Here is a 25,568-nt window from a genome sequence, read left to right as displayed (position 1 = left end):
ACCAACACGCACCGCGATTACGCGCCGACTTTGGCCTTGGTGCGCGCCTCGCGGAGGCCGCGGCTGAGGATATCGCGGAGCATCGGCGAACAGTCTTCGTACTTGGTTTGATCCGGCGCGCCGTTGCTGAACTGATAGATCGCGTCGCGCGGTTTCACGCCCAGGGCGATCAACGAACTGCTGACGGTGCCGTAATCCTGGTTGCGAATCACCATGCTCGGTCGCCCCGGTCCGACCGGTGCTCGGGCAAACACGCGGCTGGCGACTGCCAAGAACTTGACGGGCGAATCGAGGGTCTGCAGTGTCAACAACCGTCGCGCCATCCGCACCCGTTCGTCATCAGGATCGTTCAGATTGTGGGCACCGATGATGTTCAATCCCGGTTCCATCTCGACGACTTGCTGATGCTGGTCCGAATGAATCGCATAGCCAGCTTTTGCATCGGCGATGATCAGGTTACAACCTTCATATTGCGTCTCGCCGAGTTCGGCGAGCGCTTTGTCCAACGCCCGAGCCGAACTCGTGCATCGAAGCAGGTCCATCGCAAGTGATCCGCGTGAGCGCTGGCCGAACAGCGGCATCGCCGTCGCCCGGTTGCAAACTCCCACAAACAACCCGTTTTGATTGACACCGAGCCAGGTCCCACCGGCTTTTTGATCCACACCGCACAACACGCGAGGCTTTCCCGACTGAATTGACGGCGTCAAACTCGGCCGGTCAAAATACTCTTCGCGATTCGCTGCAACCAGGATCGGACTCTCTGGGACCAATTGATACTGAACGGCCAATAAGCACATCTCGAAGCTTTCTTTTCAAAGATCAGTTGGGATTTGGATCACGGGTGCGACGCCGACGAAAACCAAGGCGGTTGCCGTCGAAATCCACGCCCGCCAATCTATCCACGTCGCCGACGAATCTGCACCCCCTGATGGGGTAGAAGAGGCGAAAAACAACCGCAAATTCCGCTTGCGGGCCCGCCAGTCACCCCGCCGGGCCAGTTTTTTGGGTCGTGGCCTGTTCAAAATGCCTATTTTCGGCTAGCTAGCATCCGCGGGAGAGCGCCACGACCACTAATTCTTGCGCTGCTTCTTCTTCTTTTTCTTCTTCTTTCCCGCCGCCGCTTTGCCGCCCAGGGCCCCGGACGGGCCGCCAAACGCCCCGTCCGCCTTGCCGCGGAACTTCCCGCCGGGTTTGCCGCCTTTTCGAAATCCGCCCGGACGGCCACCTGGATGAGCACCCGAATCTCGCTGACCCGGTCCGCGATCGGGACGAATCCGCAGCTGTTTCCCCGAGACCCAGGCGCGTTGTAGTGTCTGGTAAACGTCTTTGGGCATCCCCTCGGGCAAATCCACCGTGCTGAAGTGCGGATAGATCTTGATCGGCCCGATCATCTGGCTTTGGATGCCGGCTTCATTGGCGACCGCACCGACGATGTTGCGGGGTGCGACGCCGTCGTTGCGTCCGACTTCGATTCGATAGCGGACCATGCCCGGTTCGGGCGGCCCGAGCAACCGCGGCCGCTTGCCGAATTCCGCCCCGCCGCCGCGATCCTCGCGGCCACGACGCCCCTCACCACGGTCTCGGTCCTCGTCTCGGGCGCGTCTGGGACGATCTTTGACCAAAAATGTGCGTCCGTGTTGCCCGATCTCCGCCAGCGCTGCGGCGATCATCTCCATCGGTTTGCCGGTTTCCTGGGCATACTGTCCGATCAAATCCTTGAACAGCGTCAAATCCTTGTCGGCGATGGTCTGTGTGATCGACGCTTTGAAACGTTCGATCCGCATCGCGTTGATCGCATCGGCCGAGGGAACCTCAACCAGCTCGATCGATTTCTTGGTGGCCCGCTCGATCAGTTTTAATTTTCGCCGTTGGGCGGGTGTCAAAAAGATGATCGCTTCACCGCTACGTCCGGCACGGCCGGTTCGTCCGATCCGGTGGATGTACGATTCGGCGTCGTGCGGCAGATCAAAATTGAAAACGTGGCTGATCCGGGTGACATCCAATCCCCTGGCGGCCACGTCGGTCGCGACCAACACATCCAAACGTCCGGATTTGAGTTGGTCGATGGTTCGTTCACGTACCGTTTGAGGCATATCGCCGTTGAGTGCGGTGGCGGCAAACCCGTTGCGGATCAGCTGTTCGGCCAAGCGGACGGTGGTGTCCTTGGTTTTGGTGAAGACGATCACCCCGTCGGTCGCTTCGGCTTCCAAGAATCGCGTCAGCGCGCTGGCTTTTTCCTTGGGGGGAACGATCACCGCGCGTTGCCGAATCGATTCGGCCGTGACGTGCTTTTTTTCGATCGTCACCAGAGCGGGATCGACCAAATACCGGTCGGCGATCGAGCGGATCGGGCCGGGCATCGTGGCCGAGAACAGTGTGACCTGGCGTTTCTCCGGTGTCTGTTCGAGCACGAACTCGACGTCCTCCAGGAACCCCATGTTCAACATCTCGTCGGCCTCGTCCAAGACCAGACACCTCAGCTCGCTCAGATCAAGCGTCCCGCGCTTGATGTGATCGATCACGCGTCCGGGCGTCCCGACGACGACGTCGACGCCGCGGCGCAGCGCTCGAAACTGATGCTCGTAGTCCTGGCCGCCATAAATCGCCAGAACGCTGAAACCTTTCAAGTTCTCAGCATACTTCTCGAACGATTCGGCGACTTGAATTGCCAATTCCCGCGTCGGTGCCAGCACCAACGTCTGGACCGAGCGCTGCTTGGAATCGATCGTCGACAGAATCGGCAACGCAAAGGCCGCGGTCTTTCCCGATCCGGTCTGCGACTGGGCCAGCACGTCGCGGCCAGCCAACATGTGCGGAATCACTTGCTGTTGCACCGAAGTCGGCTCGGAATAGCCCGACTCGACGACCGCATCAAACACCTGTCGGCGCAATTCCAACGCCGCAAACCCGGTCGGTGCTTCTGCCTCGGGTTCGGCCACGTCGTCGCTCAAGCCCGCCTCAACCTCGGCGTCGTCGGAAACTGCACTCGGGGCCGATTCACTAACGGGGGCCGATTCACTAACGGGGGCCGGTTCACTAACGGGGGCCGGTTCACTAACGGGGGCCGGTTCACTAACGGGGGCCGACTCACTCAATTCAGGTTCATTCTCGACCGTTACCTGATGGTCTTCTATCGACAAATTCAATTCGTTCTCGGATCCCATGATCACTTCTAGGCGTCAAATTTTCGTGCTCTTTCAATAAACAGGAGACTATCCCAAGGCCTTCGAAAGCGGCAGGTCGTAAATTCTGAATTGGCGACAATGACCGCAGACTGCCTCTTAAGTGACAGATCGCACCACTAGTGACGGATCTCCATCGGCACCGGCGGGGTTTCGTTCGGTTAAATTCTCTCGCAATCCTCAGCCAACGGGGGATTCGCTTGCTTTCCCATCGGGCTTTCCCGACAACCCACCCACCACCACCGATGACGACCTCGTCCCCGAATCAACCGGACAGCGATCGCATGGTCGACGCCGATGACCAAAGCGAACCGATCGACATCGGCCCCTTGCGTCTGGTCGACGTGCCGGGATTCCTGGTCGGGCGCCGGGCGTCGATGGAACGGACGATCGCCTCCAAAGCGTCCCTGGCGTTGGGCGCGGCTCTGGTCGCCACCGCAGCACTGGCCCGGGAGTACGACGCGGTCAGTTTCCTGCATCAGCCGTTGGACCTGCTGGCCCCCTTTGCCGCGTCGGTGTTGGTTTCAGCGATTCTGTTTGTGGTCCTACGGAGCTTCCACGCGATCACCCGAATCGACAACCCCGCCGGCATCGTCGACGACTACCGCGTCTTCTTGTCCGGCTACTGGATGACCGCACCGCTGGCATGGTTGTACTCGATCCCGATCGAAACGATGACCGACGAAGTGGCGGCGTTGCGGTTTAACCTGACACTGCTGTCGATCGTTTCGATCTGGCGCGTGCTGCTGCTGGCGCGATTCGTCTCGGTGCGTTACCGCGTCTCTCTACTCGCCGCGTTGTCCTGGGTGCTGGCGCCTTGCATGGCGATCGCCGTGGTGGCATTGTTCCAACGAATCATGTCGATGGTCTCGATCATGGGCGGGTTGCGGCTGACCGAGACTCAGCAGATCCTGTTGGAATTCCGCTCCAACGTGTTCGGTCTGTCGTTCTATGGATTCATCCCCGCACTGCTGTTGGGTATCGGTCTTGCGATCGCGATCCGAAAAGGTACCGACCGCACCGCGGTACGCCGTTTCCGACCAAGCATCACGTCTCGATCGGCATGGGCGATTCCGATCGTTGCGTTCGCCGTGTTGGCCATCGCGGCGTGCTACTTTCAACCGGATCGCTACCGCGCAGCCGAAGTCGACCGGCTGCTGATCGACGGCCGACTCGACGATGCGATCGCGGTGATGCAACAACACGGCCGGCATCAGTTTCCAAGCGTCTGGGATCCGCCTCCGACGTTTCCCACACGCCGTCGCCCCGTTCCGCCGATGTCCGAATTGCTTTCGGCAATCCAACGGAATACCCCCGATCGCTGGGTGATCGATCGGTTGCTGGTTCAAGCCGATGAACTGTTGATGTGGGAATTCGGATGGACGCAAGGCGTCCGAGATGAATCCTACCTCGAATCAACCCTCTACATCACCGACTCGGACGCGCTGACCGAACTGCATGAACACTTTCAAACGCTCGCTGAGATGCCCGCGGGCGAGGAGGAACGCAACCGCCGCATCAGGCTGCTGAAAATCGTTAAAGAGTCGATCCCCAAAGCGGAAGCGTTCGAGAAGGATTTGCCGGTGTCGGAGGTCGCGGACTCGGAGGTGGAAGACTCCAACACGGAGCGGCAGCAAACCACCAGACAGATGGCAGAATGATTCGGGGCAGAATGATGACTTGGCGTGGGTTGCCGCGAAACGGCTGATGGCAAGGGTGTACGACGTCCTTTCTAGGTCGTCGCGCGGAGCCCCATGGGCGACGGCCCGGAAGGGCCATCGTACCCTGAGAAAACCGATCGCCCTGAGCTGGACGCTCGATTAGACGCCAACGCGTGCCCGGTTCCCTACGGCAGCGGGATCTCCATCCAGATCGGCTGTTCGGCTGGCAGGGGCACCGTGACGCGAACGTTCGTGACCGCCGGCCCGCCGGGGATGTCGATTTGTGTTCCGGGATACACCGCGCCGCTTTGAATCTCCAGCATGACCGCACGTGGCGATACGGACTCATCGTACGTTGCGTGGTCTGACGAGGGTATCGTCCAGACCTGACGGATGGGCAGCCCCTTGTACTGCCACTTGTCGGACACCGTCAACGGACAGTTGAACGTCCAAAAGTTGGTCACGTCAGTCGTCAATTCCAAGCGACGGTACCCATTGCTGCCGGAATCCGCGTGGTCCATCGGAAGCCGTGCTTCGGGAATCGGTTGCCACCCTGTCGTCTGTTGGTCCTGCGGGCGGATCGTCTGCAACGCGAACGATCGCGGCCCCTCGGGTTGCTGTGAATCTGAATCACGGTCATTAACATCCGGCAACAGCCGCAACGTTCGCCACTGGAAACGCGCATCGAACTGCGTGACGAATTGCACCGATTCCAGTGGAACACTGCCTTCGGCCTGGTGCGGAATCAGCCCCATCCGATTTGGAAAGTTTGAATCGAAGATCACTTCGACGACCACCCGTGCGCCTGATGGAAAGGCTGGATAGTGAGCGAACAGACGCATCGTTTCTCCGTCTTCGGAAATCCATTTTTCTGACCGTCCCGATCGCGGGACGTTTACTTGATCGGTTGTCTCCAAAGAATCGGTCACGACCAACGTCGGTCGGTCGGGTTTTGACGCATCGGGCCCGAATGCGACTTCAGGCAGATCGACCGAAGAGGAACCGGCCTGCATCGGACGGACGGAGATCGCATTGAGTACCTTACCGGGACGGAAGTTTTCGTCGTCCAATACCGCACGATAGGACGGATAAATGGCCAACAAGCCGTTCCAATCGCGGCCCTTGCTTAACAACCGCATGCCTTGGCGATGGCCCCAGGACGGCATGAAGGGACTGTCACCTGGTGCAACAAACTGCTTCGGCCGTTCGGATGGATACCCTTTGGGCACGATGGAAAGCATGTTCCCTTTTGCATCGTATTCCGGCGGCAGAGACAGTGAACCGAACTTTTTGCCGGGATGGTTCTCCATGTAACGAAGCTGTCGCAAAACAAGAGGTTTGTCCAGGTCGAACGCCTCCGCCGTCGGTCCCCCTTTCCCGTTACTGCTGCTACTGGACGTTTCAATCCAATCCGGCGGATGCGTCTTGATGATCGCTTCGGTGTCATCGACGAACACCTGCGTGACGAATTCCTGATCGGCCGATCGGGTGTATTGCAGATGAATGGTGTGGACGCCCGTCGGCAGATCAAACGATACAAAATCTTCTGGACCACCCATCGAATGGATCCCTTCGGTCGCCAGACGCAGTTCCATTTCCGCATCCGCCGGCAACGAGTATTTCCAGCCGTGAATGTTGTGCCAAATTCCGGGCAGACTGCGCAAACACAACTTCTGATCATCGATGACCTGCAAGTGCGTCGTCAACGCCCGCATCTGATCGACACTGTTCCGCAGTTCTGGAAGGTCTCTGATGGCAAAGACGGTCGGCAACCAAGCCGCGACCAGCAAGGTCAGTAACATTAAATCCAGCACACTGAATCGCAACCCGCGTCGTTGCGGCGACGGCGTGGGGAGATCCGCCGCCGATACTTGGTCACCCGTCATTTTTGAACCTCCGGCATCCGGTCGATCTTGCCCTGCGCCCATTGCTCAAACGCGTCTCGTCGATCGGATTCCACCAGATACGTCACGATTCCGGGGTAGAGTGTCGGATCACCTCCCTCGACCGGCTCACGGCCGCGCAGACGCAGCAGACAGATCGGCTCGTCCACCGAAAACGACTTCGACGGCGTCTCGGCCGTCACGACCGACTCCACGACCAGATCGTCCAACGAATCCAGCGGCAGATCGTCCGCCAAGGATGACGAACTGGATGACCCGCCTTGAATTCGACTGGAAATCCATCCGGTTTCGTTCTTGATCAGCGCGATCGTCAACACGGTTTCGACGGGATCCTGTTCTTTGCCACCCCAGCTGCTGTCACGCCCACCGGCGCTTCGTGGGGAATCGGCCGCGATGGCGCGGCGTCCCGTAATAAAGCTCGGCCCATATCCGGCCGGCAAATAAATCCGATACCTCCAAACGTGCGCAGCGGCGACTCCAGGTGGGATCTCGTCGGGTCCGACCGGAACGCGACTGATATAAACACGCTTCGGATCGGTCACTTCCAGCAAACCGACTTCCTCAATCAATCGCGCCCGCTGTCGACGCAGATCAAACAACTGCCGGTTGAAATGAATCGAACTCGCAATCCCGATCGCCGCACCAAGCACAATCAACCAGGTCACTGGACGACGTGAACGCGATCGGGATTGCAACGTGGTGTCTCCGTGAAGGGGCGAGGTGGGCGACAACATTGTAGTGGTTTATCGACTCCGGATTTGGCGTCGTGCTGGCATTGCAACCACCGCGATCCATGCCAGCGGGAAGCGTTCGCGAGCGGCACGTGCTTAAACCACACCACCGTCGGCCACTCGCTCACGCGTCGTGCTGGCAATGTGTTCAGCGACCTAACTCATAGAGCATCTTCATCGGATACAGACCCGAGGAATGGCCGTCGCTGAAAGCGATGTTATACGCGTACGATCCGACCGGCTTCATCGACGTAATCGTCAGCGGTCGAGCTTCCTCGGCCTTGAGCACCGGCAACGTCAGTGGCATCGACGGCTCTTCGTCAGCTTTCTCATCGGCCCGCTTTTTCTCGCGACAGGTCGCACACGGACAGGCCTGGCGCAACTCCCTGGCGGTCAAACGCGAGACTTGGCCGTCGGTCCACGTGATCACGATCGCGGACTCGCCATCGCGGGCGATCGATTCGGGGAGAATATCCAAGGTCACCGGTTCCCAGTTTGATTACCGACCGCGGTGTGTTTTCCCGGACGCCACCACGCATCAAGTTTCGTTTGCAACGTCCCGACCATCGGCTGATGCTCCGGTTCATCCGCCAAATCACGCTGCTCGTTCGGGTCGTCCACCAGATTGTAGAGCTGGCGAGAATCCCCGTAATCACCCCACACCTTCCCCTTTTGTCGGTGCGGCACGATCAACTTGTAGTCCCCGTCGCGAATCCAACGGTAGGCGATGTCGGCCGATGGATTGCCCAACACGCTCGCATCCCCGGGATAGATCTCTCCGAACACCGGCTCCGGGGACATCGAATCGGTTTGACCGGTCGCCAACGGCCAAAGGCTGCGACCGCGGATCGGCCGCGGAACGTCCATGCCACAGGCCTGCAAAACCGTCGGCACGATGTCGACGCTGCTGCACAGCAACGGATGGGTTGCCGATCGCGTTTGGCCGCTCAAGTGAAACAGGATCGGCGTGCGCAGCCCGTCGTCAAACGGCGACCGCTTGCTCCGCCGCGTGTAGTTGTAACCGAACCCGTCGGGCATCGGCTGGTTCGGATCCGGTCGAAAACCGTTGTCGACGACGAACACGAACAGCGTGTTGCGCCCCGCCGAGTGCTTTTCCGTCATCTCGATCAGTTCCCCGACGGTTTCATCCAACTGGCTGCATGCGGCATAGTAGGCCCGCTGATGTTCGGGAACCGAAGTGTCGTAAAGATCGAAGAAACGTTTCGGACTGTCATGCGGCAGGTGCGGCAAAAACGGCGCGTACCAGATGAAGAACGGATCGCCACTTTCGTCATCCAGAAAGTCTTTGATCGGCTGCATGGTTTCACGACCGATCGCCAACCCGGCGTCACCGTTGCCGTGTGCCACCCATTGCCCGTCGGCCAGTTGCTTGTTGCCGTGCCGCGCACCGGCGACCGGTTTGCCGGTCGTCATCCCGTCGGTGAATCCGGCGTTCTTCCAATGCCCCTCCCAGTACTTTCCGGTTTGCAAGCACCGGTATCCCTGCGACGCCAACATCCGCGGCAGCGTGTCGACCCTGCGAATCAACACCGCGGCGGCTTCCCGGGCCGCTTCGTACCGATCGCGGTCGTAGGTTTTCGTCAGCGTCGAAAAACCCGGCGGCGGGTGGTTGAAATGAACCCCGTGCTGGTGCGGATACAGTCCGGTCAACAGTGTCACCAACGACGGGCGACAGACACTCGAGGGGACATAGCCGTGGGTGAATCGGGCAGACCGCGCCGCCAACGCATCCAGGTGCGGCGTTTGCACGACTCGGTTGCCCATGAAGCCGAAATCAGAATACGTCTGGTCGTCCGAGATGATCATCACCACGTTGGGACGATCCTCGCCACGTGCGATCGTTGCCGACTGCCCAAGCAAACAGAGGACAACCAAAGCGTGTTTGAACCGTCCCATCACGCTTGGACAGGTTGACGTGCCTTCTGCAGCAATTCGATCCAAGCGCCGATGTAGTGACCGTTGTCATGGAAGGTTCGCCCGCTGACCAGATTGCCGTCGACCACGCAGGGCTCATTGACAAAGGTCCCGCCACAGACTTCCAGATCAAACTTGCACTTCGGCACCGTGGCCATCCGTCGGCCGCGAACACAATCGGCATAAGCGGGGATCTCCACACCGTGGCAAACGCTGGCGATCGGTTTGTTTTCCGCAAAGAAATGCTTGGTCACCCGCACCAGGTCTTCGTCGTAACGGATGTACTCCGGCGCCCGACCGCCGCTGAACAGGATTCCCGCGTAGTCCTCCGGATCGATGTCGGCAAACGCCACGTCCGCCTGCAGCGTGTAGCCTTCCCATTCCTTGGTGATCGTCCAACCCGGTTTCACTTCGTGCATCACCAGTTGATACAGCCGCTTCTCCGGGGCCGCGACCACCGGTTGGAACCCGGCTTCGATCAACCGGTAATACGGGTACATCGTGTCGAGGGTCTCGGTGGCATCACCGATGACGATCAAGACTTTGGGCTGGCTCATGGTGGGATCCGGTGGCGGGAGGGGAAAGGAGGGTTTTGGCGGAGTGATGGCGTGTTGGGTCAGTTGACATTGCGACGCTCGCCAGATTCACCTCGTTCCTAGGCTCCGCCTTGGAACGCGATGTCGAGGTGGCTCTGCCACACGTCGCCCGTACTCCGTGAGGCGGAGCCTCCAAGTTCAGTGTGTCCCCAGGCGGAACCTGGGAACAAGTGGATACGTCGCGATCAATCCTACACCAATTTGACTCGCCGGAAGTCGATCCCACTAGGAGTTGGCGACTTCTTCTCCCGATTCGACGTCCAACTCCGAGGCGTCGTCGATCATCGGGGCTTCGTCCGCCGGGGCAGCAAATCCGCCGGCTTCCATCACCTTTTGTTTGATCTCGTCGGCCACATCGGTGTTTTCGATCAGGAAATTCCGCGCCTTCTCTTTACCTTGTCCCAAGTAGGTGTCCCCGTACTTGAACCAGGCACCGCTTCGATTGACAACCTTGTGGGTCGTTCCCAGATCCAACAAGTCGCCTTCGTAACTGATGCCGTTGCTGTGCATCATGTCGAATTCTGCGACGCGGAACGGCGGTGCGACCTTGTTCTTGACGATCTTGGCTTTGACCCGTTGACCGACCTGCTCTTCGCCGTCCTTGAGCGCGCCGATGCGACGGACGTCGATCCGGCAGGAGCTGTAGAACTTCAACGCCCGGCCGCCCGGTGTCGTCTCGGGGCTGCCGAACATCACGCCGACCTTCTCGCGGATCTGGTTGATGAAGATCACCGCGCACTTGCTCTTGGCGATCGCACCGGTCAGCTTCCGCATCGCTTGACTCATCAACCGAGCTTGCAGACCGACGTGGCTGTCGCCGATCTCGCCTTCCAATTCTTTCTTGGGGACCAAGGCCGCGACCGAGTCGACGACGATCGTGTCGACCGCGTTGCTCTTGACCAACATCTCACAGATCTGCATCGCCTCTTCACCGCTGCCCGGTTGGCTGACCAGCAATGTGTCCAGCTCGACACCCAGCTTCTTGGCCCAACTGGGGTCGAACGCGTGCTCGGCGTCGATGATCGCGGCGATCCCACCGGTCTTCTGAGCTTCGGCGCACACGTGCAACGCCAACGTCGTCTTACCGCTCGATTCGGGGCCGAAGATCTCGATGATCCGGCCACGCGGAATCCCCTGGCCCCCCAGAGCCATGTCCAGCGACAAACTTCCCGTGGGGATGCCTTCGATTTCCAAGTGCGTCGACGCGCCCAGAGGCATGATCGATCCCTCGCCGAACGATTTTTCGATCTGCTGAAGGGTCGTCGCCAGACCCGGTTCGCGCTCCAAAACGGCTTTCAAGTTCGGATCGACCTTGGGACCTTTTGCAGCTGCTTTCTTCTTTGCCATGTTTGATTCCTTCTGATTCCAGAGTGGAAAAGTCCGACGAGTGGAAAAGGTCCACACGCCACTCCGCTCTACCGGACCCCCCGGAGCGGTCTGCGACGCCAACAGAAACTTAACCGCCGTCGACGCCCATCACAACCAAACGGAAGTGGAAAACCCGTCGGTGACATCTGATTTATCGCGACCGTACAGACACATCTGGTCACGCGGACACCTGCCGACGTTTCGCCCTCCCGTGGACGCACGGTTCGACACTCTGTTTGACGCACCGGACACCCCCGCACAGAACCTCAAACCCCTCCACTTTGCTAGCAAGGTCAGTGCCAGCCCGACGCGTCAGCGAGGGGCCACGTGAGGCCGTTTCTTCGCCGTCTACAGAAATCGGCTAAGACGATTTCGGGGTAAGAAAATGATTGAATGCACCACCCATTCGATTCAACTAATTTTCCTACCTCCAAAATCTTCCGACCTCTCCACCCCGCCACGACGTCCTGGCGAGCGAAGCAGGCATTCTACTGGGCCTCCTTGCCCCGTATGTTATCTCGGTAGCAACCACCCGACCGCTTGCCCCACTTTTGCACCCGTCGATTGTCCGAAGACGAACTGACTGTCGATTCGATCCTCGCCGCCGACGGCCGCATCGCCGCCCGGATGCCGAACTACGAGCCTCGGGAGCAACAACTGCAAATGGCCAACGCCGTCGCCAAGGCGCTGCGGACCGGTCAACATCTGGTCGCCGAGGCGGGGACGGGCACGGGGAAGAGCTTTGCCTACTTAGTTCCCGCCGTGTTGCACGCCACCGGCGAGCCGATCATCAAGACGTCGGAAGAAAAAACCCGCCGCCCCCGCGTCTTGATCTCCACCCACACGATCAGTCTGCAAGAACAGCTGATCGCCAAAGACGTCCCGCTGCTCAACAGTGTGATCCCGCGTGAGTTTTCCAGCGTGCTGGTCAAAGGACGCAGCAACTACCTGTCCAAGCGGCGACTGGAACGCACGCTGGGCAAGATGACCTCGCTGCTGGGGTCGGACATCCAGTACCAACAGCTGCGTCAGATCAAATCGTGGGCTGCCGATTCGACCGACGGCAGCCTGTCGTCGATGCCGCTGAAGCCGGACCGCGAGGTCTGGGAAGAGATCGTCAGCGACACCGGCAACTGCCTGCGAAAGAAGTGCGACCACTTCAAAGACTGTTTCTACTTCCGAGCCCGTCGCCGAGCCACCAACGCACAGCTGTTGATCGTCAATCATGCGTTGTTCTTCAGCGATCTGGCACTGCGCAACGAAGGCGTCGCGCTGCTGCCTGATTACGACGCGGTGATCTTGGACGAATGTCACACCGCCGAAGCCGTCGCCGGCGAACACCTCGGATTGCGGCTGACCAGTGGTCAATTCACGTTCCTATTCGATCGTCTTTACAACGACCGCAAACAGAAAGGCTTGCTGGTCGAGAAAGACCTTCGGGGGCTGCAAAAGGAAGTCGACCGATTGCGATTCGCCCACAGCACGTTCTTCGCCGACATGCTGGACTGGAAACGCGATCATGCGCCCAACAACGGACGTGTGGTCGCCGCCGACGTCGTCAGCAACTCGCTGTCCAAGCCGATGAAGGAGCTGGCGCTGAAATTGTTGACCCAAGCCGAGGGTCAAAAAGAGGAATCGGATCGGATGGAGTTCGAATCCTCGCACGACCGCTTGATGCTGCTAAGTTCATCGCTGGATCGCTGGTTGAAACAGGACGACGAGGACACGGTGTATTGGGTCGAAGCCACCCCGATGCGCAGCGGGATGGACCGGGTTCAACTCTCCTCGTCGCCGATCGATGTGGGGGCGGCACTGCGCGAGTGTCTGTTCCAAAGCAAGATGATTCGCAGCGTCGTGATGACCAGTGCGACGATCGCATCGGGCAACGACGACAAGTTCAAATTCTTTCGCTCCCGCGTGGGATTGACCGGCGGCATGTCCGTCCGCGTCGGCAGCCCCTTTGATTACCAGAAACAATCGCAGATCGTCGTGGTCCGCGACCTGCCCGATCCATCCAAAGAGCGTGACGCGTTCGAGCGTGCGTTGCCCGACCAGATCAAACGCTTTGTCGAACACTCCGGCGGTCGAGCGTTCGTGTTGTTCACCAGCTATGGTCTGCTCAAACAATGCGCCAGCCGGCTGAGCAGTTGGCTGGCATCGAAGAACCTGTCGCTGTACACCCAAGGCGGCGATCAAAGTCGCTCGCAGATGGTCGATGCGTTCAAGAAAAGCCCCGGTGTGTTGTTCGGCACCGACAGCTTTTGGCAGGGCGTCGATGTTCCCGGTGACGCGCTGACCAACGTGATCATCACCAAGCTGCCGTTCGCCGTCCCCGATCATCCCCTGTTGGAAGCCCGTCTGGACGCGATCCGCAAAGGCGGCGGCAACCCGTTCACGGATTACCAATTGCCAGAAGCCGCGATCAAATTCCGGCAGGGCGTGGGTCGATTGATCCGCACCCGATCCGACCGCGGCATGGTCGTCGTGCTCGATCCGCGCGTCTGCACCAAACGCTACGGCAAACTGTTTTTAGAATCGTTGCCCTACCAGCCGGTGCACTTTGTCTCCAAAGTGCCGCGGAAGCGTTAGCGGTCTACCGCAGCTTCGTATTCGGCTGGGCTGGACAGTCGCCGTCCTCTCCGAGGTCGGCGCGGGGCAATGCTTCGCTTGTTCGCGTGCGCCGGGGTCGGAGAACACGGCGACTCTCGGGACGCATCGTCCAAGACGCAAATTGCGTTGCACTAGGGTACTCGTGGGCCAAGCTGGGGGCCTATCCCACATTTTGAATCGCTACGCGACCGACTTGACCAGTTTGCTCAGACGGCTCTTGGATCGCGCGGCGGCGTTCTTGTGGATCAGCTTCTTCGCGGCGGCTTGATCGAGTCGCTTGCTGGCGACGCGGAATTCTGATTGAGCTTTGTCGCTGTCGCCCGCCGCGACGGCTTCACGAACGCGACGCAATTGCGTCCGCATGCGGCTGCGGAGGGTACGGTTGTGAAGACGTCGTTTGTCGTTCTGACGGAGCCGTTTCTTGGCACTCGCTGTGTTTGGCATTTCGTTACGTGGATGGTTGCCGGAAAATTGTGTTTTTTAAGGGCCGCGTAGTATGGCGATGCTTGCCCTGGATGTCCAGAGTCAACTTGGAAGTCGGTTTTGTCGCACCAACTTGGACGTCCAGGACTACGAAAAACCGGCCCGTTACGTTCAATTATCCCTATGAAACCAACCGTTTATCTGATCGGCGCCGGTCCGGGCGACCCGGAATTACTCACCCTCCGGGGGGCTCGCTGCCTGCGTGGGGCCGACGTCGTGCTCTATGACGGCTTGAGCAACGCCGAAATCCTGGCCCTGGCACCGGCCGCCGAGCACATTTGCGTGGGAAAACACGGGCAAAGCCGGATCTGGCGGCAGGACGAAATCATCCAGGAAATCCTCCGCCACGCGGCCCTGGGAAAGACCGTTGCCCGGCTCAAAGGCGGCGATCCGGCCGTCTTCGCCCGCACGTCCGAAGAAGTCGACGCGCTCAATCAAGCCGGGATCCCCTTCGAAATCGTCCCCGGAATCACCGCCGCACTGGCCGCCGGATCCTACGCGGGCATCCCGATCACCGATCGACGTCTGGCCTCGGCGGTCGCCCTGGTCACCGGACACGAGGAACCCGGCAAAAGCGAATCGGCATTGGATTGGGACGCACTGGCGAGATTTCCCGGCACGCTGGTCATTTACATGGGCGTGACCACCGCGAAAGTCTGGACCGACGCGTTGATCTCCGCCGGTAAAGATCCCTCGACCCCCACCGCCCTGATCCGCCGCTGCAGTCTGCCGGACCAAGCCACCATTCACTGCCGGTTGGACGAAGTCGCCGATCGCCTGACCCCGGCGAGCCAGTTTCGACCGCCGGTGATCGCGATCATCGGAGCCGTCACCACGCTGGCCGAATCGATGCGTTGGGTCCAACATCGGCCGCTGCACGGTCAAACCATCCTCGTCACCCGGCCGGCCGACCAGGCCGACACGCTGGCCGACGCGATCCGTGACCTGGGCGGCTACCCGCTGATCGCCCCGGCGATCGCCGTCAAACCGGTCGACGATTTTTCCGCGCTTGACCGATCGATCGAAAACCTGGACCGCACCGACCTGCTGATTTTCTGCAGTGCCAACGGGGTCCAGCACTACTTTCATCGGCTGCAAGACCTTCAACTCGACGCGCGACGACTTGCCGGGACCTCCATCGCCGCGATCGGCAAAAAGACAGCGTCAAAACTGCTCGAACATGGCATTCGCGCCGACATCCTGCCGGACGACTACCGCGCCACGTCGCTGGCGAATCAATTGCAATCCTCCGCAGCCGGCCAATCGATCACGATCATCCGCGCCAGCCGCGGAAGCGACGAACTGCCCGGCAAGCTGAAAGCGGCAGGTGCCCGGGTCGATGAAGTCATCGCGTACCAGAACGTGGATGTTGACACGCCCGACCCATCGATCGCCGCCGCCCTGGCCGATGCGACGATCGACTGGGTCACGGTCACCAGCACCGCGACGGCAAAGAACCTGTATCGTTTGTATGGCGATGGTCTCCAACAAGCCCGACTGGCCGCGATCTCCCCCGTCACCGCCGCCGCGCTAGAAGAGCTCGGATTGAAGGTCCACGCCGTCGCCGATCCCTACACGACCGAATCCCTCCTCAACGAGATTGTGAAACAGTCATGATTCCCAAACCGTACAAACGAATGCACACGGACTATCCCGAGTTGATGCAATCCTACGAGGCGTTCGGAAAGGCGGCCAAAGAGGCCGGTCCGCTTTCGCCACGCGAGGTCGCGCTGGTCAAGCTTGCGATCTCTTTGGGTGCCGGATTGGAAGGCGCCGCACACTCGCACTGCCGCAAAGCACTCGAAGCCGGATGCTCGCCCGATGACCTCCGCCACGTCGCCGTCGTCTCCGCCCCGACGATCGGTTTCCCCACCATGATGCGCGCCAAGAGTTGGGTCGAAGACGTGATCGAAAAGCAGGACGCTTCGTAGCGACGCTCGCCTCCATGCCTCGTTCCCAGGCTCCGCCTTGGAATGCACTGCCGGTGTGGCTCCTGCCATACGCGACCGGCGAGGCGGAGCCTCGGGACATTTCCGTTCCCAGGCGTAGCCCGGGAACGAGGCTAACACACTTCGCAGCTACGCTCACCAGAGCGTGGTCCATGCCTCGTTCCAAGGCTCTGCCTTGGAATGCACCGCCGGTGTGGCTCCTGCCACACGCGACCGGCGAGGCGAGGCGGAGCCTCGGGACATTTCCGTTCCCAGGCGGAGCCTGGGAACGAGGCTAACACACTTCGTAGCTACGCTCGCCAGAGCGTGGTCCACCGCCGTCTGGCGACGGCAGCTCCATCGCTCCGTTGACTCGTCACACGCCCCATGCCGCTCCCCGATCCCAAACTGCTCGGCGTCGTCCTTTGCGGCGGCGCCTCCAAACGCATGGGGCGGGACAAGGCGGCGTTGATGACGCACCGAGGACTGTCGTTTCTTGACCATGCCTGCCAGCGGCTACAATCGGTTTGCGGCACCGTCTGTGTTTCCTCGTCCGTCCGCCGCGACACCGAGCTTCGACACATCCTCGATCCGCCCAAATCCCACGGCCCGATTTCCGGCATCCACGCGTCGCTCACGTTCGCCCGCGATCATGGCTTTGACGCCTGTGTCTTCAGCCCCGTCGACACCCCCGCCCTGACATCCGACGACCTGAAAACCATGCTGGCTGTGTTCGCGGACCATCGCGATCGAGTCGTCTGCGCCGTCTCCGACCAAACGACCGATTCGATCGAACCGCTGATCGCGATTTATCCCGCCACGGTTTGCGACGTGGTGGATCAATCGATCCAAAATGGACAGTACAGCCCGCGACGACTGCTTCGATCGTTGTCGGTCGTCACGGTGCCACTTTCCTCAACTTCCTGTCACAACATCAACACGCCAGCTGACCTGAAGCCCCCGTCACCCGAATCATGAAACAACCCTTTCAATATTCCGACCCGGACGCGGCGATCACGGCGCTCGCCGAACGGCTTTCGGTCGCCGGCGAAACCGAGCGGGTCGCCAATCCGATCGGACGAATCCTGGCCGAACCGATCGTGGCGGACCGTGACAGCCCCGCCGCGGATGTCTCGGCGATGGATGGGTATGCGATCCGCATGTCCGACCTGCGATCCGATTCTGCCGTTCCGGTCAGCGGCATCAGCCAAGCCGGATCGCCGCCACCGGTGATGATCGATGGCCAGGTCGTCCGCATCTTCACCGGCGCGATCATTCCCGCCGGGTGCGAGGCCGTCGTCAAACGCGAAGACACCGAAGAGCTGGACTCATCGATTCGCTTCCTGCCGGCGGCGATCGAATCGACGGTCGAGGGAAGCCACATCCGCCGTCGCGGTGAAAACGCCCCGGTCGGCTCCGGCGTCATGGAGATCGGCACCGAAGTCACACCGGCCGTCGTCGCGGCGCTGGCAAACTTTGGTTGCACGAATCCGGTCTGTTTCCGCCGCGTGAAAGTCGCCGTGTTGACCACCGGTGACGAAGTCGTCGATCCGGCGACCGAAAAGTTGGAACCGTGGCAGCTGCGGAACAGCAATCGGTCCGCCGTCCAGGCCATGCTTGATCTGGTGTCGCTGGCTGACGTGGAAATCGTCGACCATGTCCGCGACGACCGCGATTCGATGCAGCGTTCGCTCTGCTCGGCGATCACCGATTGTGATGTCGTTGTGCTGACCGGCGGCGTTTCGATGGGCGACTATGACTATGTGCCCGAAACCATCGAGCAGCTCGGCGCGGATATCGTCTTCCATGGGCTGCCGATTCGCCCCGGCAAACCGATTTTGGGAGCCGCGACCAAAGACGGAAAACTTGTCGTCGGCCTGCCGGGCAATCCCGTCAGCGCGACGATCAACTGCCATCGTTTCGTGCTGCCCCTGCTGCGTCGCATCGCCGGCAAACACGCTTGGAGGGACACACCGTCGCTGGTGACGCTCACCCAACCGCCGCAAAAAGCGATTCCGCTGCACACGATGTTGCTGGCCCAGGCGACCGCTACCGGCTCCGCCGAACTGGTCCCCGCCAAGGGATCCGGTGACCTGGTCGCACTCGGTCGCAGCGACGGTTACGTCGCCGTCCCACCGATGACCACCACCACCGGCCCCTGGCCGATGTTTCGTTGGTGACCGAAGGATCGCTTCCTGTATGTCGCTTTCCTGTACGACGCTTTCCTGTACGACGGCCCTTCCGGGCGGTCGTCCGCTGAACGCTCCGCGACGACCTGAAAAGGACCTTGTATAAAAATCCACGGGCGACAGCCCGCCGACGACGGCCCGAAAGGGCCATCGTACCTCGAAAAGCCGACTGACCGGCGAAATGCTCACCGCCAACCTTACCCGCGACGCAATTCCATCACCCGGATCGGATGTTCCGGGTCGTCTTTCATCTCGATCTTGTGCTCGGTGTAGCTCCAAGGCCGCTTCCCGATCCACTCTCGGAATTCGTTGGCAATGATCCGATACGGGTCGCTCAGCAAGACCACGCCACCGGGGGCCAAATGATCCATCAAGCACTGTTCCAACTCCGGCCACAATTGCCGCAGGTAGGTGACGTCGCTGCCCAGGATGATCGGAAAGGTCTGGTCCAGTCGATCGATCCCGAACCGCAAGCGACGGATCTCACAGCGATCGGCGATCGCGTGGCTGCTCATCCGCACCAGATGCAGGGGGTCTTCCACTCCGTCGGTCAGAATCACTCGCGCTCCTCGCAGGGCGGCCGAGATGCCGGCGTGCCCGGTGCCACAGCCGAGTTCCAAGACCGATTGACCGTCAAGTTGTTGAGTCTCTAAAAACTGGTCCAACCCCGAAGCCGCCCGCCAAGTGGCTGCCCAAAACGGGTCGATGACCCCGGTTTCCCCGTTGTCCTGCCGTTTGCAAGCATCAATCAGCATCGCATCGGGATCCGCCGCGACCGCCAGCGGCCAGGTATGACCGGCGATCGGAGTTTGCTCCCAGCGCCAATCCAGCACCGCGTCGGCTTTGGCGATCAATGCCGGCGGAATTTCGCCGTGGATGTCTGTGGCCGCTGTGTTTTCGGTGGCGGTCGGTGTGGCGTCGTCGTGTGTCATGTCGGCAATGTAACATGCCATCGAATTGTTGCGCCCCATCCGCAAACTTTTCCCTCCCTACTACACTTCGTTTCGTCCCCGCCCGCCTTCCAATCCCAGCGAGAGCCGTTTGTCCGATTCTGCCCCGCCCGATTCTCGCCCCTCCGATTCCCCCCCGGAATCGTCTCCGCCCGAACCGTCCGGCCCGAACCCCTCGCGGCTGGGTCCGGCCGTTTGGATCACCGCTGCCTGCTTCATCGGCCTGTGTGCCAGCTACGCCTGGGCGAGCGTCGCTTCGTCTTCCGTCGCCGCGAACTTGACGCTGGCGGTGTTCCAAATCTCGATGATCTCGATCGTGATTTGGCAAGCCTGTGAACCGTTCGCCGACGCCGCCCAATACTTGGGTGAACAGTGGCGGATCCCCAGCAGCGTACGCGGCGCCACGCTCGATGCGATTGCCAGTTCGCTGCCGGAATTGTTCACCGGGTTGTTCTTCATTCTCTATGCCATGAGCACGTCGGTGTTGGAACCGGGGAACCGATCCGACCTGCACGCCGGCGAAGGCTTCGGGGCAACGATCGCGACCTGTGCCGGGTCGGCGGTCTACAACATGATCTTGATCCCCGCGTTTTGCGGCATCGCGATCGCACTGACGCGGCATCGAAAACCGGTCATCGAGATCCATCGCACCGTGATCACCCGCGACGGGTTTTGGTTTCTTGTTTGTGAAGTCGTCTTGGTCGCGTTTCTATTCAGTAAACAACTTTCCTGGCACCTGGCCGCGATCCTACTGGGGCTGTATCTGGTCTACCTGGTCTGGCTGTGGGTCGATGCCCGCAAGTACCGCTTGGCACGCACGGTGGCAGTCCAGACGCTGCAATCGATCGACCAACCCGGTGAACAACAGATCCATGAAGCCTTGACCAACGGCGGGATCAACGCGACGCCCAGTCTGATCGACTACGTCGACCGTGAACTGCGAAGCAACGGCAATGGGGAAGAGGAAGAAGGGGATGACGAAGTCGACTCGGCGGGCATGCTGTTCGGCCGGATTCAGATCCCGCTGCGACCGTCGATCTCGTACAGCTTGCTGGTCGGTTCGACCGCGATCACCGCCATCGCTTGCTACTGGTTGGTCGAAGTCACCGTTTCGATCGCCAGCACGCTGGATGTTCCCGTGTTTTTCGTCGCCGTGATCGTTGCCGCGGCGGCCAGCAGTGTCCCCGACACGCTGCTGTCGATCGGGGCAGCCAAACGGGGCGATGACGACGGTGCGGTCAGCAACGCGTTCGGATCCAACATCTTTGACATCTGCATCTGTCTGTCGGTTCCGCTGGTCGCCGGCATCGCACTCAACGGCGGCCAGCCGATCGATCTGTTGGTCGATGGAAAGCCGATGCCGGGGTTGTTCGGACTGCAGGTGCTGTTGCTAACGTTGACCGCGATCACCCTGGGAATTCTCTCGCACCGGCTGCAGTTGACGATGCGAAAATCGCTGCTGCTGGTCGCCATGTACCTGGTGTTCATCGCCTACGCCGTGTTGGGATCGATGGGCTTTTAGGACATGATCCCTGCCCGCTGCGTCAGCAAGGGGCCGAGCCTGGGGCTACGCAAAATCGTTCGATCCGTTCGTAGGATTCTAACGCTTTCGATTCCGCCAAACCCTCTTGGGATCAGCCGTTTGGCGCCAGCCTACGGGCCTCCAACGATGCCGGGGCCTCCAACGATGCTGGGGCCCGAAAGACACTGGGACCCGAACGCTCGCCCGAATCGGCTGATATCACTGGTGGTTTGTCGCCCGCTGGCTGTGTCAGCGGCGATCGATCACTTGGTCAGCACGGCGAAGCGGATGTCGCTGACCTTGGCGTCGGGCAGTTGCTTGGTGATGTGTTTGATGATCGAACGTTTTTGAAACGTCAATTCCTGGATCGTCACCGAGTCTTTGGCAAACACCTTCAACACACCCCGGTTGAGTTTCCCGACGGTGACTTCCGCCGCCAGTTCCTTGCCGACCGCCGCGGCGATCGCTTCGTGGAATTGGTCCGTTGCGGCGATCTGGGCGTACCCGCGCCGCGAGATCAACTGACTGACCAGTGAGCCGATCGATTGCACGCGGGGCTTGGGCGGATCCGACGGTCGGTTCATCGGCGGTGTTTCAACAGTGGCAGCGGCTAAACAGTGGCTTCAGCTTTTTCGCTGATCATCGTTTCCAGCTTGCGGATGTCGGCGGCAAAGCGGCGGATCCCCTCGGCCGTTTTCTCGGTCGCCATCGCATCTTCGTTCAGCTGGAACCGGAACGTGTTCTCATCCATCGACACCTTCTCGACGTCACTCTGCTTGGCCGCCGCTTCGTCCAATTTCTTTTCGATCGGATCGGTCGACGATTGCAATTCCGCCAGCAGATTGGGGCTGATCGTCAACAAGTCACTGCCGGCCAATTCGATGATCTGGCCGACGTTGCGGAAGCTGGCCCCCATGACTTCCGTCTTGTAACCAAACTTCTTGTAGTACTGGTAGATCTGGCGGACCGATTGGACGCCGGGATCGTCCGCACCGCTGTATTCCTGGCCGGTCGACTTCTTGTACCAGTCATAGATCCGGCCGACGAAGGGCGAGATCAATTGCACCTTGGCTTCGGCACAGGCGATCGCTTGGGGCAGCGAAAACAGCAGCGTCAAATTGCAGTGAATGCCTTCCTTTTCCAGCACTTCGGCCGCCCGGATGCCTTCCCACGTCGACGCGATTTTGATCAGCACTCGATCCCGGTCGATGCCTTCGGCGGCGTACAGGTCGATCAGCCGCTGGGCCAGTTCGATGGTGCCTTGGGTGTCAAACGACAAACGGGCGTCCACTTCGGTCGACACCCGCCCGGGAACGATTTTCAAAATTTCTTTGCCGAACAGGATCAGCACACGATTGAGGATGCTGTCGATGCGTTCCTGTCCGGACAGTGTTCCGCCGGCGTGTTCATCGATCGCCTGTTCGATCAGGTGGGCGTATTGCGGCTGGCCGGATGCGGCCAAGATCAACGAGGGGTTGGTCGTGGCGTCTTGCGGTGCGAATTCCCGCATCGATTCGAAATCACCGGTGTCCGCGACCACTTTGGTGAACTGTTTGAGTTGGTCGAGCTGGCTGGTTGAAGCGGAGGCGTCGTTCACGAGTCGGTTTCCCTTGAAAGCGGTGTGAGGTTTTTTCGAAGCGGAGATCTGATTCTACCGCCAATGGGCCGGCTGGGACATTCCACCCGCCGCCGCTCATGACGAATCGCCCGCCAGCGATCCCCCACTAACGATCACGGGACATCGGCATGATCACGTACGAATAGCCGTCGTCGGTGGTCATCAACGCCGGAGAGGATCCGGATTCGATTTCGATTTGAAAGCTTTGTTCGCGATCGAGCACCTTGCAAAAATCCGCCAGGTAGCGGTGGTCCATCGTCAGTGTGATCGGTTCACCGTCGTAGGCGATCGGCAGTTCGATTTGTGATTGCCCGACGTCCTTGGTGCTTGCTTCCAATTTCAACGTTCCGTCGCCGAAGGTGAAATCGATGCCGCGGCTTTCTTGGTCGGTCACGATCGCCGCTTGACGCAGGGCGGCAAAGACGGGGCCGACGGTCAGGTCCAGTTGGACGGCATCGTCACGTTTGGGCAACACCTGGCGCCAGTTCGGATAACGGCCTTCGACAAGACGCGAGTAGATGACGGCCGACTTGGTTCGCAACAACAGATCACTTTGACGCGCCGCGACGTCCACGGTGTCTTCACTCTCGTCGACCGCCCGTTCCATCAATTGGATCGCCCGCGTCGGCACGATCGTGCTGGTGCCGACCGTTTCATGACCGCCGACCGCTTCCCCTTCGCCCTCCATACAGGCCAAACGCCGCCCGTCGGTGCCCACCGCGGTGACCGAATTGCCGACCAATTCCAACAGCACGCCGCCGAGCGCGAATCGGCTGTTGTCGGTGTCGGTCGCAAACACCGTCCGCCGCACCATCGAACGGAAGAACCGCGTCGAGATCACGTGGTATTTCTCTTCCTCGAACGAGACCACCGGCGGAAACTCGTCGGGGTTGCTGCCGGGCAGACGAAACTTGCTCCGCGCCCCGCTGACTTGAATCCCCGAATCGTCGGTCAGCAGCGTCAATGTCTCGTCATTGCTTTCCCGCAAGATCGCCATCGTCCGCTGGACCGGCAACAACGCCGTGCCTTCGGTTTCGATCTCCACGCCCTCTTCGACCTCCAGCCGGATCCCGACTTCCATATCGGTGGCCGTCAGGGTCAGTTTTCCGCCCGACGCGGTGATTTTGACGTTTTGCAAGATCTCCTTGGGAGACCGGGCCGGGGCCACACTGGCAGCCAGTGAAAAGGCGTTGGTCAGGGGTTCACGGGAACAAGAAATCTTCATGGGTGTAACGCAATCGGCGGGAGGTGCGATTTTTCGGTTCCATGTTGTACCGGAAACCATCGTTGACGGCACCGTGGCTGGAACGGACGTCCGTGGTTCACCCGGTGGGTTTTTATTCTCATGAGAGATTTTTATCTATCGTCGTTATCGTAACCTTTCGGCCGATGCGGTCAGTGGCCGCCGTTTGGCAACGGTAACCTGCTCGATCACAGTGACTTAGGTGATCGACAGGGATGTGGAAAAGCGGTCATTGGGGTGTCGGCCGGATGTTGTCCCGCGGTCGATTTTCCGACAGCGACGAACAGCCTGGTGGGACAGGCACGAATCGACCGACGCGCCGCTCGTCAGAACACCGACCGGGCGGTGACGGGTTTTCCACGACAAAAAAAGCGGGGAAAAAAACATCCCCAAGCTGCAAGAGCGATGCGGCAGCCGGGGACAGACCCCGCACTTCCACCTGATACTCGAGGGACAGACCTCGGGAACGGCGGTAGCGGAAATCGCGAAGAGTTTCGATTGCTCGGGGGCGTCGGCCGAACGCGGTTGGCGGCGTCGACTAGGCGGCCAGTTTTTCGGTGGCTTCGACCATCATTCGACTCAGGTCTGCGTCCTGCTCAAGCAACGTTTCCGTCTTGCGGATCGCGTGCAGAACTGTCGAGTGATCTCGGCCGCCGAAGTAGGCGCCGATCTTGTCCAGACTGGACGAAGTGAACTTACGGGCCAGCAGCATCGCCAGCGAACGGGCGCGGACGACGGATTGTTTTCGCGATCCGCTGCGAAGATCCTTCGTCCGATGACCCCAGATCCGGGCCACGATGCGAGTGATTTGGCCAAGATCAATCTCCGATCGTTGACCGGCTGCGTTGATCGCCGATTGCACCGCCGCGACGTCCGGCGGCGATTGATTCATCCGGCAAAACAAGTCGACTTGCTTGATCGCCGAGTCCAAGGCCAACACCGAGATGTCGCTGCGTAAGCCGGCATCGAGCAATCCGATCAAATCATCTGACAATTCCAAACCGCGGAGCAACGCCAGCTCGCGGAGGATCGTCAAGCGGGATTCAGCGGCCGGGTAGGCGATCGGGATGGTCAAGCCGATCACGCAGCGGCTGGCCAATTGCGGGCGGATCGATCGGATCTCCGATGGCAGCCGTTTGCTGGCAATCAGCGTCGGCTTGCCAGCAGCGATGCGTCGTTCGATGCGATTGGACAGTTCGTCTTGAGCCGCTTTTTTGCCCGCGATCGAATCCAAGTCATCGATCACCAAGACCGCCGCGTCGTCGATCGTTTCGCGGAGCGGCGGTAAATCGTCGGCGGCCACCGCTTCGGCATACTCCCGGGCGAAGTCCGATGCCAGTGAGTACTTCACCGCCGTGGCGTCGCCGCCGAGTGACAGCGACGCGGCGATGCGGGCCGCCAAATGCAACACCAACGCCGTTTTGCCGCATCCGGTCGGACCGATCATCAGGATCGGTTGCGACATCGCGATCGACGGATCCGACTGGGCCACAAATGACGCCAGCCGGTTTTCTTCGCCGCTAATGAAGAACGGTAACGATGCTGCGGCGCGTTGCCGGGCAAGCTTCGCGTCGCGAGACCGCTGGCGCAACAACGGTCGCTCCAGCGGAAACGTTTCGGTCTTCGATGCGGCGGGTGAGGGATTCAC

General features: G+C 60.3%; 21 protein-coding genes. 7 read left to right on the top strand and 14 right to left on the bottom strand.

Translation table 11 applies throughout. From position 1 onward, the window contains the following. Positions 1 to 17: 17 nt before the first annotated feature. The gene (locus Mal15_RS00105; RefSeq protein WP_095736631.1) at positions 18 to 797 is read right to left on the bottom strand and encodes an NRDE family protein; all 780 of its coding nucleotides are present in this window, start codon (positions 795 to 797) and stop codon (positions 18 to 20) included. Positions 798 to 1,070: 273 nt separating this feature from the next. Beyond that, a complete protein-coding gene (locus Mal15_RS00100) occupies positions 1,071 to 3,164 on the bottom strand; it encodes a DEAD/DEAH box helicase (protein ID WP_147865883.1) in 2,094 nt (697 codons plus the stop codon). A gap of 263 nt (positions 3,165 to 3,427) precedes the next feature. On the opposite strand from Mal15_RS00100, the gene Mal15_RS00095 reads away from it, so the two are divergent. Continuing rightward, the gene (locus tag Mal15_RS00095; RefSeq protein ID WP_147865882.1) at positions 3,428 to 4,843 is read left to right on the top strand and encodes a hypothetical protein; all 1,416 of its coding nucleotides are present in this window, start codon (positions 3,428 to 3,430) and stop codon (positions 4,841 to 4,843) included. A gap of 185 nt (positions 4,844 to 5,028) precedes the next feature. On the opposite strand, the gene Mal15_RS00090 is transcribed toward Mal15_RS00095, so the two are convergent. The 6 genes from Mal15_RS00090 to recA form a co-directional block, all read right to left on the bottom strand. Further along, positions 5,029 to 6,729 (bottom strand): hypothetical protein, encoded by a 1,701-nt coding sequence (locus Mal15_RS00090; protein WP_147865881.1) that lies wholly within the window; start codon positions 6,727 to 6,729, stop codon positions 5,029 to 5,031. Beyond that, positions 6,726 to 7,412: a hypothetical protein gene (locus tag Mal15_RS00085; protein WP_147865880.1), complete on the bottom strand. Its 687-nt coding sequence runs from the start codon at positions 7,410 to 7,412 to the stop codon at positions 6,726 to 6,728. Before Mal15_RS00085 ends, Mal15_RS00090 begins: the two co-directional genes overlap by 4 nt. Before the next feature lie 214 nt (positions 7,413 to 7,626). Next, positions 7,627 to 7,962, bottom strand: coding sequence for a gamma-butyrobetaine hydroxylase-like domain-containing protein (locus Mal15_RS00080; RefSeq protein ID WP_147865879.1), 336 nt, complete (start codon positions 7,960 to 7,962; stop codon positions 7,627 to 7,629). Further along, a complete protein-coding gene (locus tag Mal15_RS00075) occupies positions 7,959 to 9,395 on the bottom strand; it encodes a sulfatase-like hydrolase/transferase (protein ID WP_147865878.1) in 1,437 nt (478 codons plus the stop codon). The genes Mal15_RS00080 and Mal15_RS00075 overlap by 4 nt, the downstream gene beginning before the upstream one ends. Further along, positions 9,395 to 9,970, bottom strand: coding sequence for a DJ-1/PfpI family protein (locus tag Mal15_RS00070; protein ID WP_147865877.1), 576 nt, complete (start codon positions 9,968 to 9,970; stop codon positions 9,395 to 9,397). Before Mal15_RS00070 ends, Mal15_RS00075 begins: the two co-directional genes overlap by 1 nt. A 264-nt stretch (positions 9,971 to 10,234) precedes the next feature. Continuing rightward, entirely contained in the window at positions 10,235 to 11,356 is a 1,122-nt protein-coding gene (gene recA / locus Mal15_RS00065; RefSeq protein ID WP_147865876.1) for a recombinase RecA, read from the bottom strand. Between the two features lie 648 nt (positions 11,357 to 12,004). Here recA and Mal15_RS00060 point away from each other — a divergent pair. Continuing rightward, complete coding sequence (locus tag Mal15_RS00060) at positions 12,005 to 13,966, top strand: ATP-dependent DNA helicase (RefSeq protein ID WP_147871770.1); 1,962 nt, start codon at positions 12,005 to 12,007, stop codon at positions 13,964 to 13,966. A gap of 201 nt (positions 13,967 to 14,167) precedes the next feature. On the opposite strand, the gene rpsT is transcribed toward Mal15_RS00060, so the two are convergent. After that, positions 14,168 to 14,431, bottom strand: a complete 264-nt coding sequence (gene rpsT / locus Mal15_RS00055) for a 30S ribosomal protein S20 (RefSeq protein ID WP_147865875.1) — start codon at positions 14,429 to 14,431, stop codon at positions 14,168 to 14,170. 162 nt (positions 14,432 to 14,593) lie between these two features. On the opposite strand from rpsT, the gene cobA reads away from it, so the two are divergent. The 4 genes from cobA to Mal15_RS00035 all read left to right on the top strand — a co-directional run bounded on the left by cobA (position 14,594) and on the right by Mal15_RS00035 (position 18,578). Next, entirely contained in the window at positions 14,594 to 16,087 is a 1,494-nt protein-coding gene (gene cobA, locus Mal15_RS00050; protein ID WP_147865874.1) for a uroporphyrinogen-III C-methyltransferase, read from the top strand. After that, a complete protein-coding gene (locus Mal15_RS00045) occupies positions 16,084 to 16,401 on the top strand; it encodes a carboxymuconolactone decarboxylase family protein (RefSeq protein ID WP_199773783.1) in 318 nt (105 codons plus the stop codon). The genes cobA and Mal15_RS00045 overlap by 4 nt, the downstream gene beginning before the upstream one ends. Positions 16,402 to 16,785: 384 nt before the next feature. Next, complete coding sequence (gene mobA / locus Mal15_RS00040; RefSeq protein ID WP_147865873.1) at positions 16,786 to 17,376, top strand: molybdenum cofactor guanylyltransferase; 591 nt, start codon at positions 16,786 to 16,788, stop codon at positions 17,374 to 17,376. Beyond that, the gene (locus Mal15_RS00035) at positions 17,373 to 18,578 is read left to right on the top strand and encodes a molybdopterin molybdotransferase MoeA (protein WP_147865872.1); all 1,206 of its coding nucleotides are present in this window, start codon (positions 17,373 to 17,375) and stop codon (positions 18,576 to 18,578) included. Before mobA ends, Mal15_RS00035 begins: the two co-directional genes overlap by 4 nt. A 206-nt stretch (positions 18,579 to 18,784) precedes the next feature. Here the strand turns inward: Mal15_RS00035 and Mal15_RS00030 are convergent, their stop codons facing one another. Then, complete coding sequence (locus Mal15_RS00030; RefSeq protein WP_233903198.1) at positions 18,785 to 19,540, bottom strand: class I SAM-dependent methyltransferase; 756 nt, start codon at positions 19,538 to 19,540, stop codon at positions 18,785 to 18,787. 88 nt (positions 19,541 to 19,628) lie between these two features. Here Mal15_RS00030 and Mal15_RS00025 point away from each other — a divergent pair, with 88 nt between their 5' ends. Continuing rightward, the gene (locus Mal15_RS00025) at positions 19,629 to 21,059 is read left to right on the top strand and encodes a sodium:calcium antiporter (protein ID WP_147865871.1); all 1,431 of its coding nucleotides are present in this window, start codon (positions 19,629 to 19,631) and stop codon (positions 21,057 to 21,059) included. A gap of 263 nt (positions 21,060 to 21,322) precedes the next feature. Here the strand turns inward: Mal15_RS00025 and Mal15_RS00020 are convergent, their stop codons facing one another. The 4 genes from Mal15_RS00020 to Mal15_RS00005 all read right to left on the bottom strand — a co-directional run bounded on the left by Mal15_RS00020 (position 21,323) and on the right by Mal15_RS00005 (position 25,568). Then, entirely contained in the window at positions 21,323 to 21,643 is a 321-nt protein-coding gene (locus tag Mal15_RS00020) for a DUF721 domain-containing protein (protein ID WP_147865870.1), read from the bottom strand. 26 nt (positions 21,644 to 21,669) lie between these two features. Continuing rightward, positions 21,670 to 22,656: a transaldolase gene (gene tal / locus Mal15_RS00015; protein WP_147865869.1), complete on the bottom strand. Its 987-nt coding sequence runs from the start codon at positions 22,654 to 22,656 to the stop codon at positions 21,670 to 21,672. 127 nt (positions 22,657 to 22,783) lie between these two features. After that, entirely contained in the window at positions 22,784 to 23,902 is a 1,119-nt protein-coding gene (gene dnaN / locus Mal15_RS00010; protein WP_147865868.1) for a DNA polymerase III subunit beta, read from the bottom strand. Positions 23,903 to 24,458: 556 nt separating this feature from the next. Next, a complete protein-coding gene (locus tag Mal15_RS00005) occupies positions 24,459 to 25,568 on the bottom strand; it encodes a helix-turn-helix domain-containing protein (protein ID WP_199773782.1) in 1,110 nt (369 codons plus the stop codon).

It is taken from the genome of Stieleria maiorica (assembly GCF_008035925.1).
GTDB classification, from domain to species: domain Bacteria; phylum Planctomycetota; class Planctomycetia; order Pirellulales; family Pirellulaceae; genus Stieleria; species Stieleria maiorica.
This window is presented reverse-complemented; position numbering and strand designations above follow the sequence as displayed.

Excerpts from the sequence above, each read along its gene's own strand:
- cobA (WP_147865874.1), top strand. The coding sequence starts at position 14,594 with ATGAAACCAACCGTTTATCTGATCGGCGCCGGTCCGGGCGACCCGGAA.
- dnaN (WP_147865868.1), bottom strand. The coding sequence starts at position 23,902 with ATGAAGATTTCTTGTTCCCGTGAACCCCTGACCAACGCCTTTTCACTG.
- Mal15_RS00100 (WP_147865883.1), bottom strand. The coding sequence starts at position 3,164 with ATGGGATCCGAGAACGAATTGAATTTGTCGATAGAAGACCATCAGGTA.
- Mal15_RS00035 (WP_147865872.1), top strand. The coding sequence starts at position 17,373 with ATGAAACAACCCTTTCAATATTCCGACCCGGACGCGGCGATCACGGCG.
- mobA (WP_147865873.1), top strand. The coding sequence starts at position 16,786 with ATGCCGCTCCCCGATCCCAAACTGCTCGGCGTCGTCCTTTGCGGCGGC.
- Mal15_RS00060 (WP_147871770.1), top strand. The coding sequence starts at position 12,005 with ATGCCGAACTACGAGCCTCGGGAGCAACAACTGCAAATGGCCAACGCC.
- Mal15_RS00070 (WP_147865877.1), bottom strand. The coding sequence starts at position 9,970 with ATGAGCCAGCCCAAAGTCTTGATCGTCATCGGTGATGCCACCGAGACC.
- Mal15_RS00090 (WP_147865881.1), bottom strand. The coding sequence starts at position 6,729 with ATGACGGGTGACCAAGTATCGGCGGCGGATCTCCCCACGCCGTCGCCG.
- Mal15_RS00095 (WP_147865882.1), top strand. The coding sequence starts at position 3,428 with ATGACGACCTCGTCCCCGAATCAACCGGACAGCGATCGCATGGTCGAC.
- recA (WP_147865876.1), bottom strand. The coding sequence starts at position 11,356 with ATGGCAAAGAAGAAAGCAGCTGCAAAAGGTCCCAAGGTCGATCCGAAC.
- Mal15_RS00030 (WP_233903198.1), bottom strand. The coding sequence starts at position 19,540 with ATGGCATGTTACATTGCCGACATGACACACGACGACGCCACACCGACC.
- Mal15_RS00075 (WP_147865878.1), bottom strand. The coding sequence starts at position 9,395 with ATGGGACGGTTCAAACACGCTTTGGTTGTCCTCTGTTTGCTTGGGCAG.
- Mal15_RS00045 (WP_199773783.1), top strand. The coding sequence starts at position 16,084 with ATGATTCCCAAACCGTACAAACGAATGCACACGGACTATCCCGAGTTG.
- Mal15_RS00020 (WP_147865870.1), bottom strand. The coding sequence starts at position 21,643 with ATGAACCGACCGTCGGATCCGCCCAAGCCCCGCGTGCAATCGATCGGC.
- Mal15_RS00105 (WP_095736631.1), bottom strand. The coding sequence starts at position 797 with ATGTGCTTATTGGCCGTTCAGTATCAATTGGTCCCAGAGAGTCCGATC.
- rpsT (WP_147865875.1), bottom strand. The coding sequence starts at position 14,431 with ATGCCAAACACAGCGAGTGCCAAGAAACGGCTCCGTCAGAACGACAAA.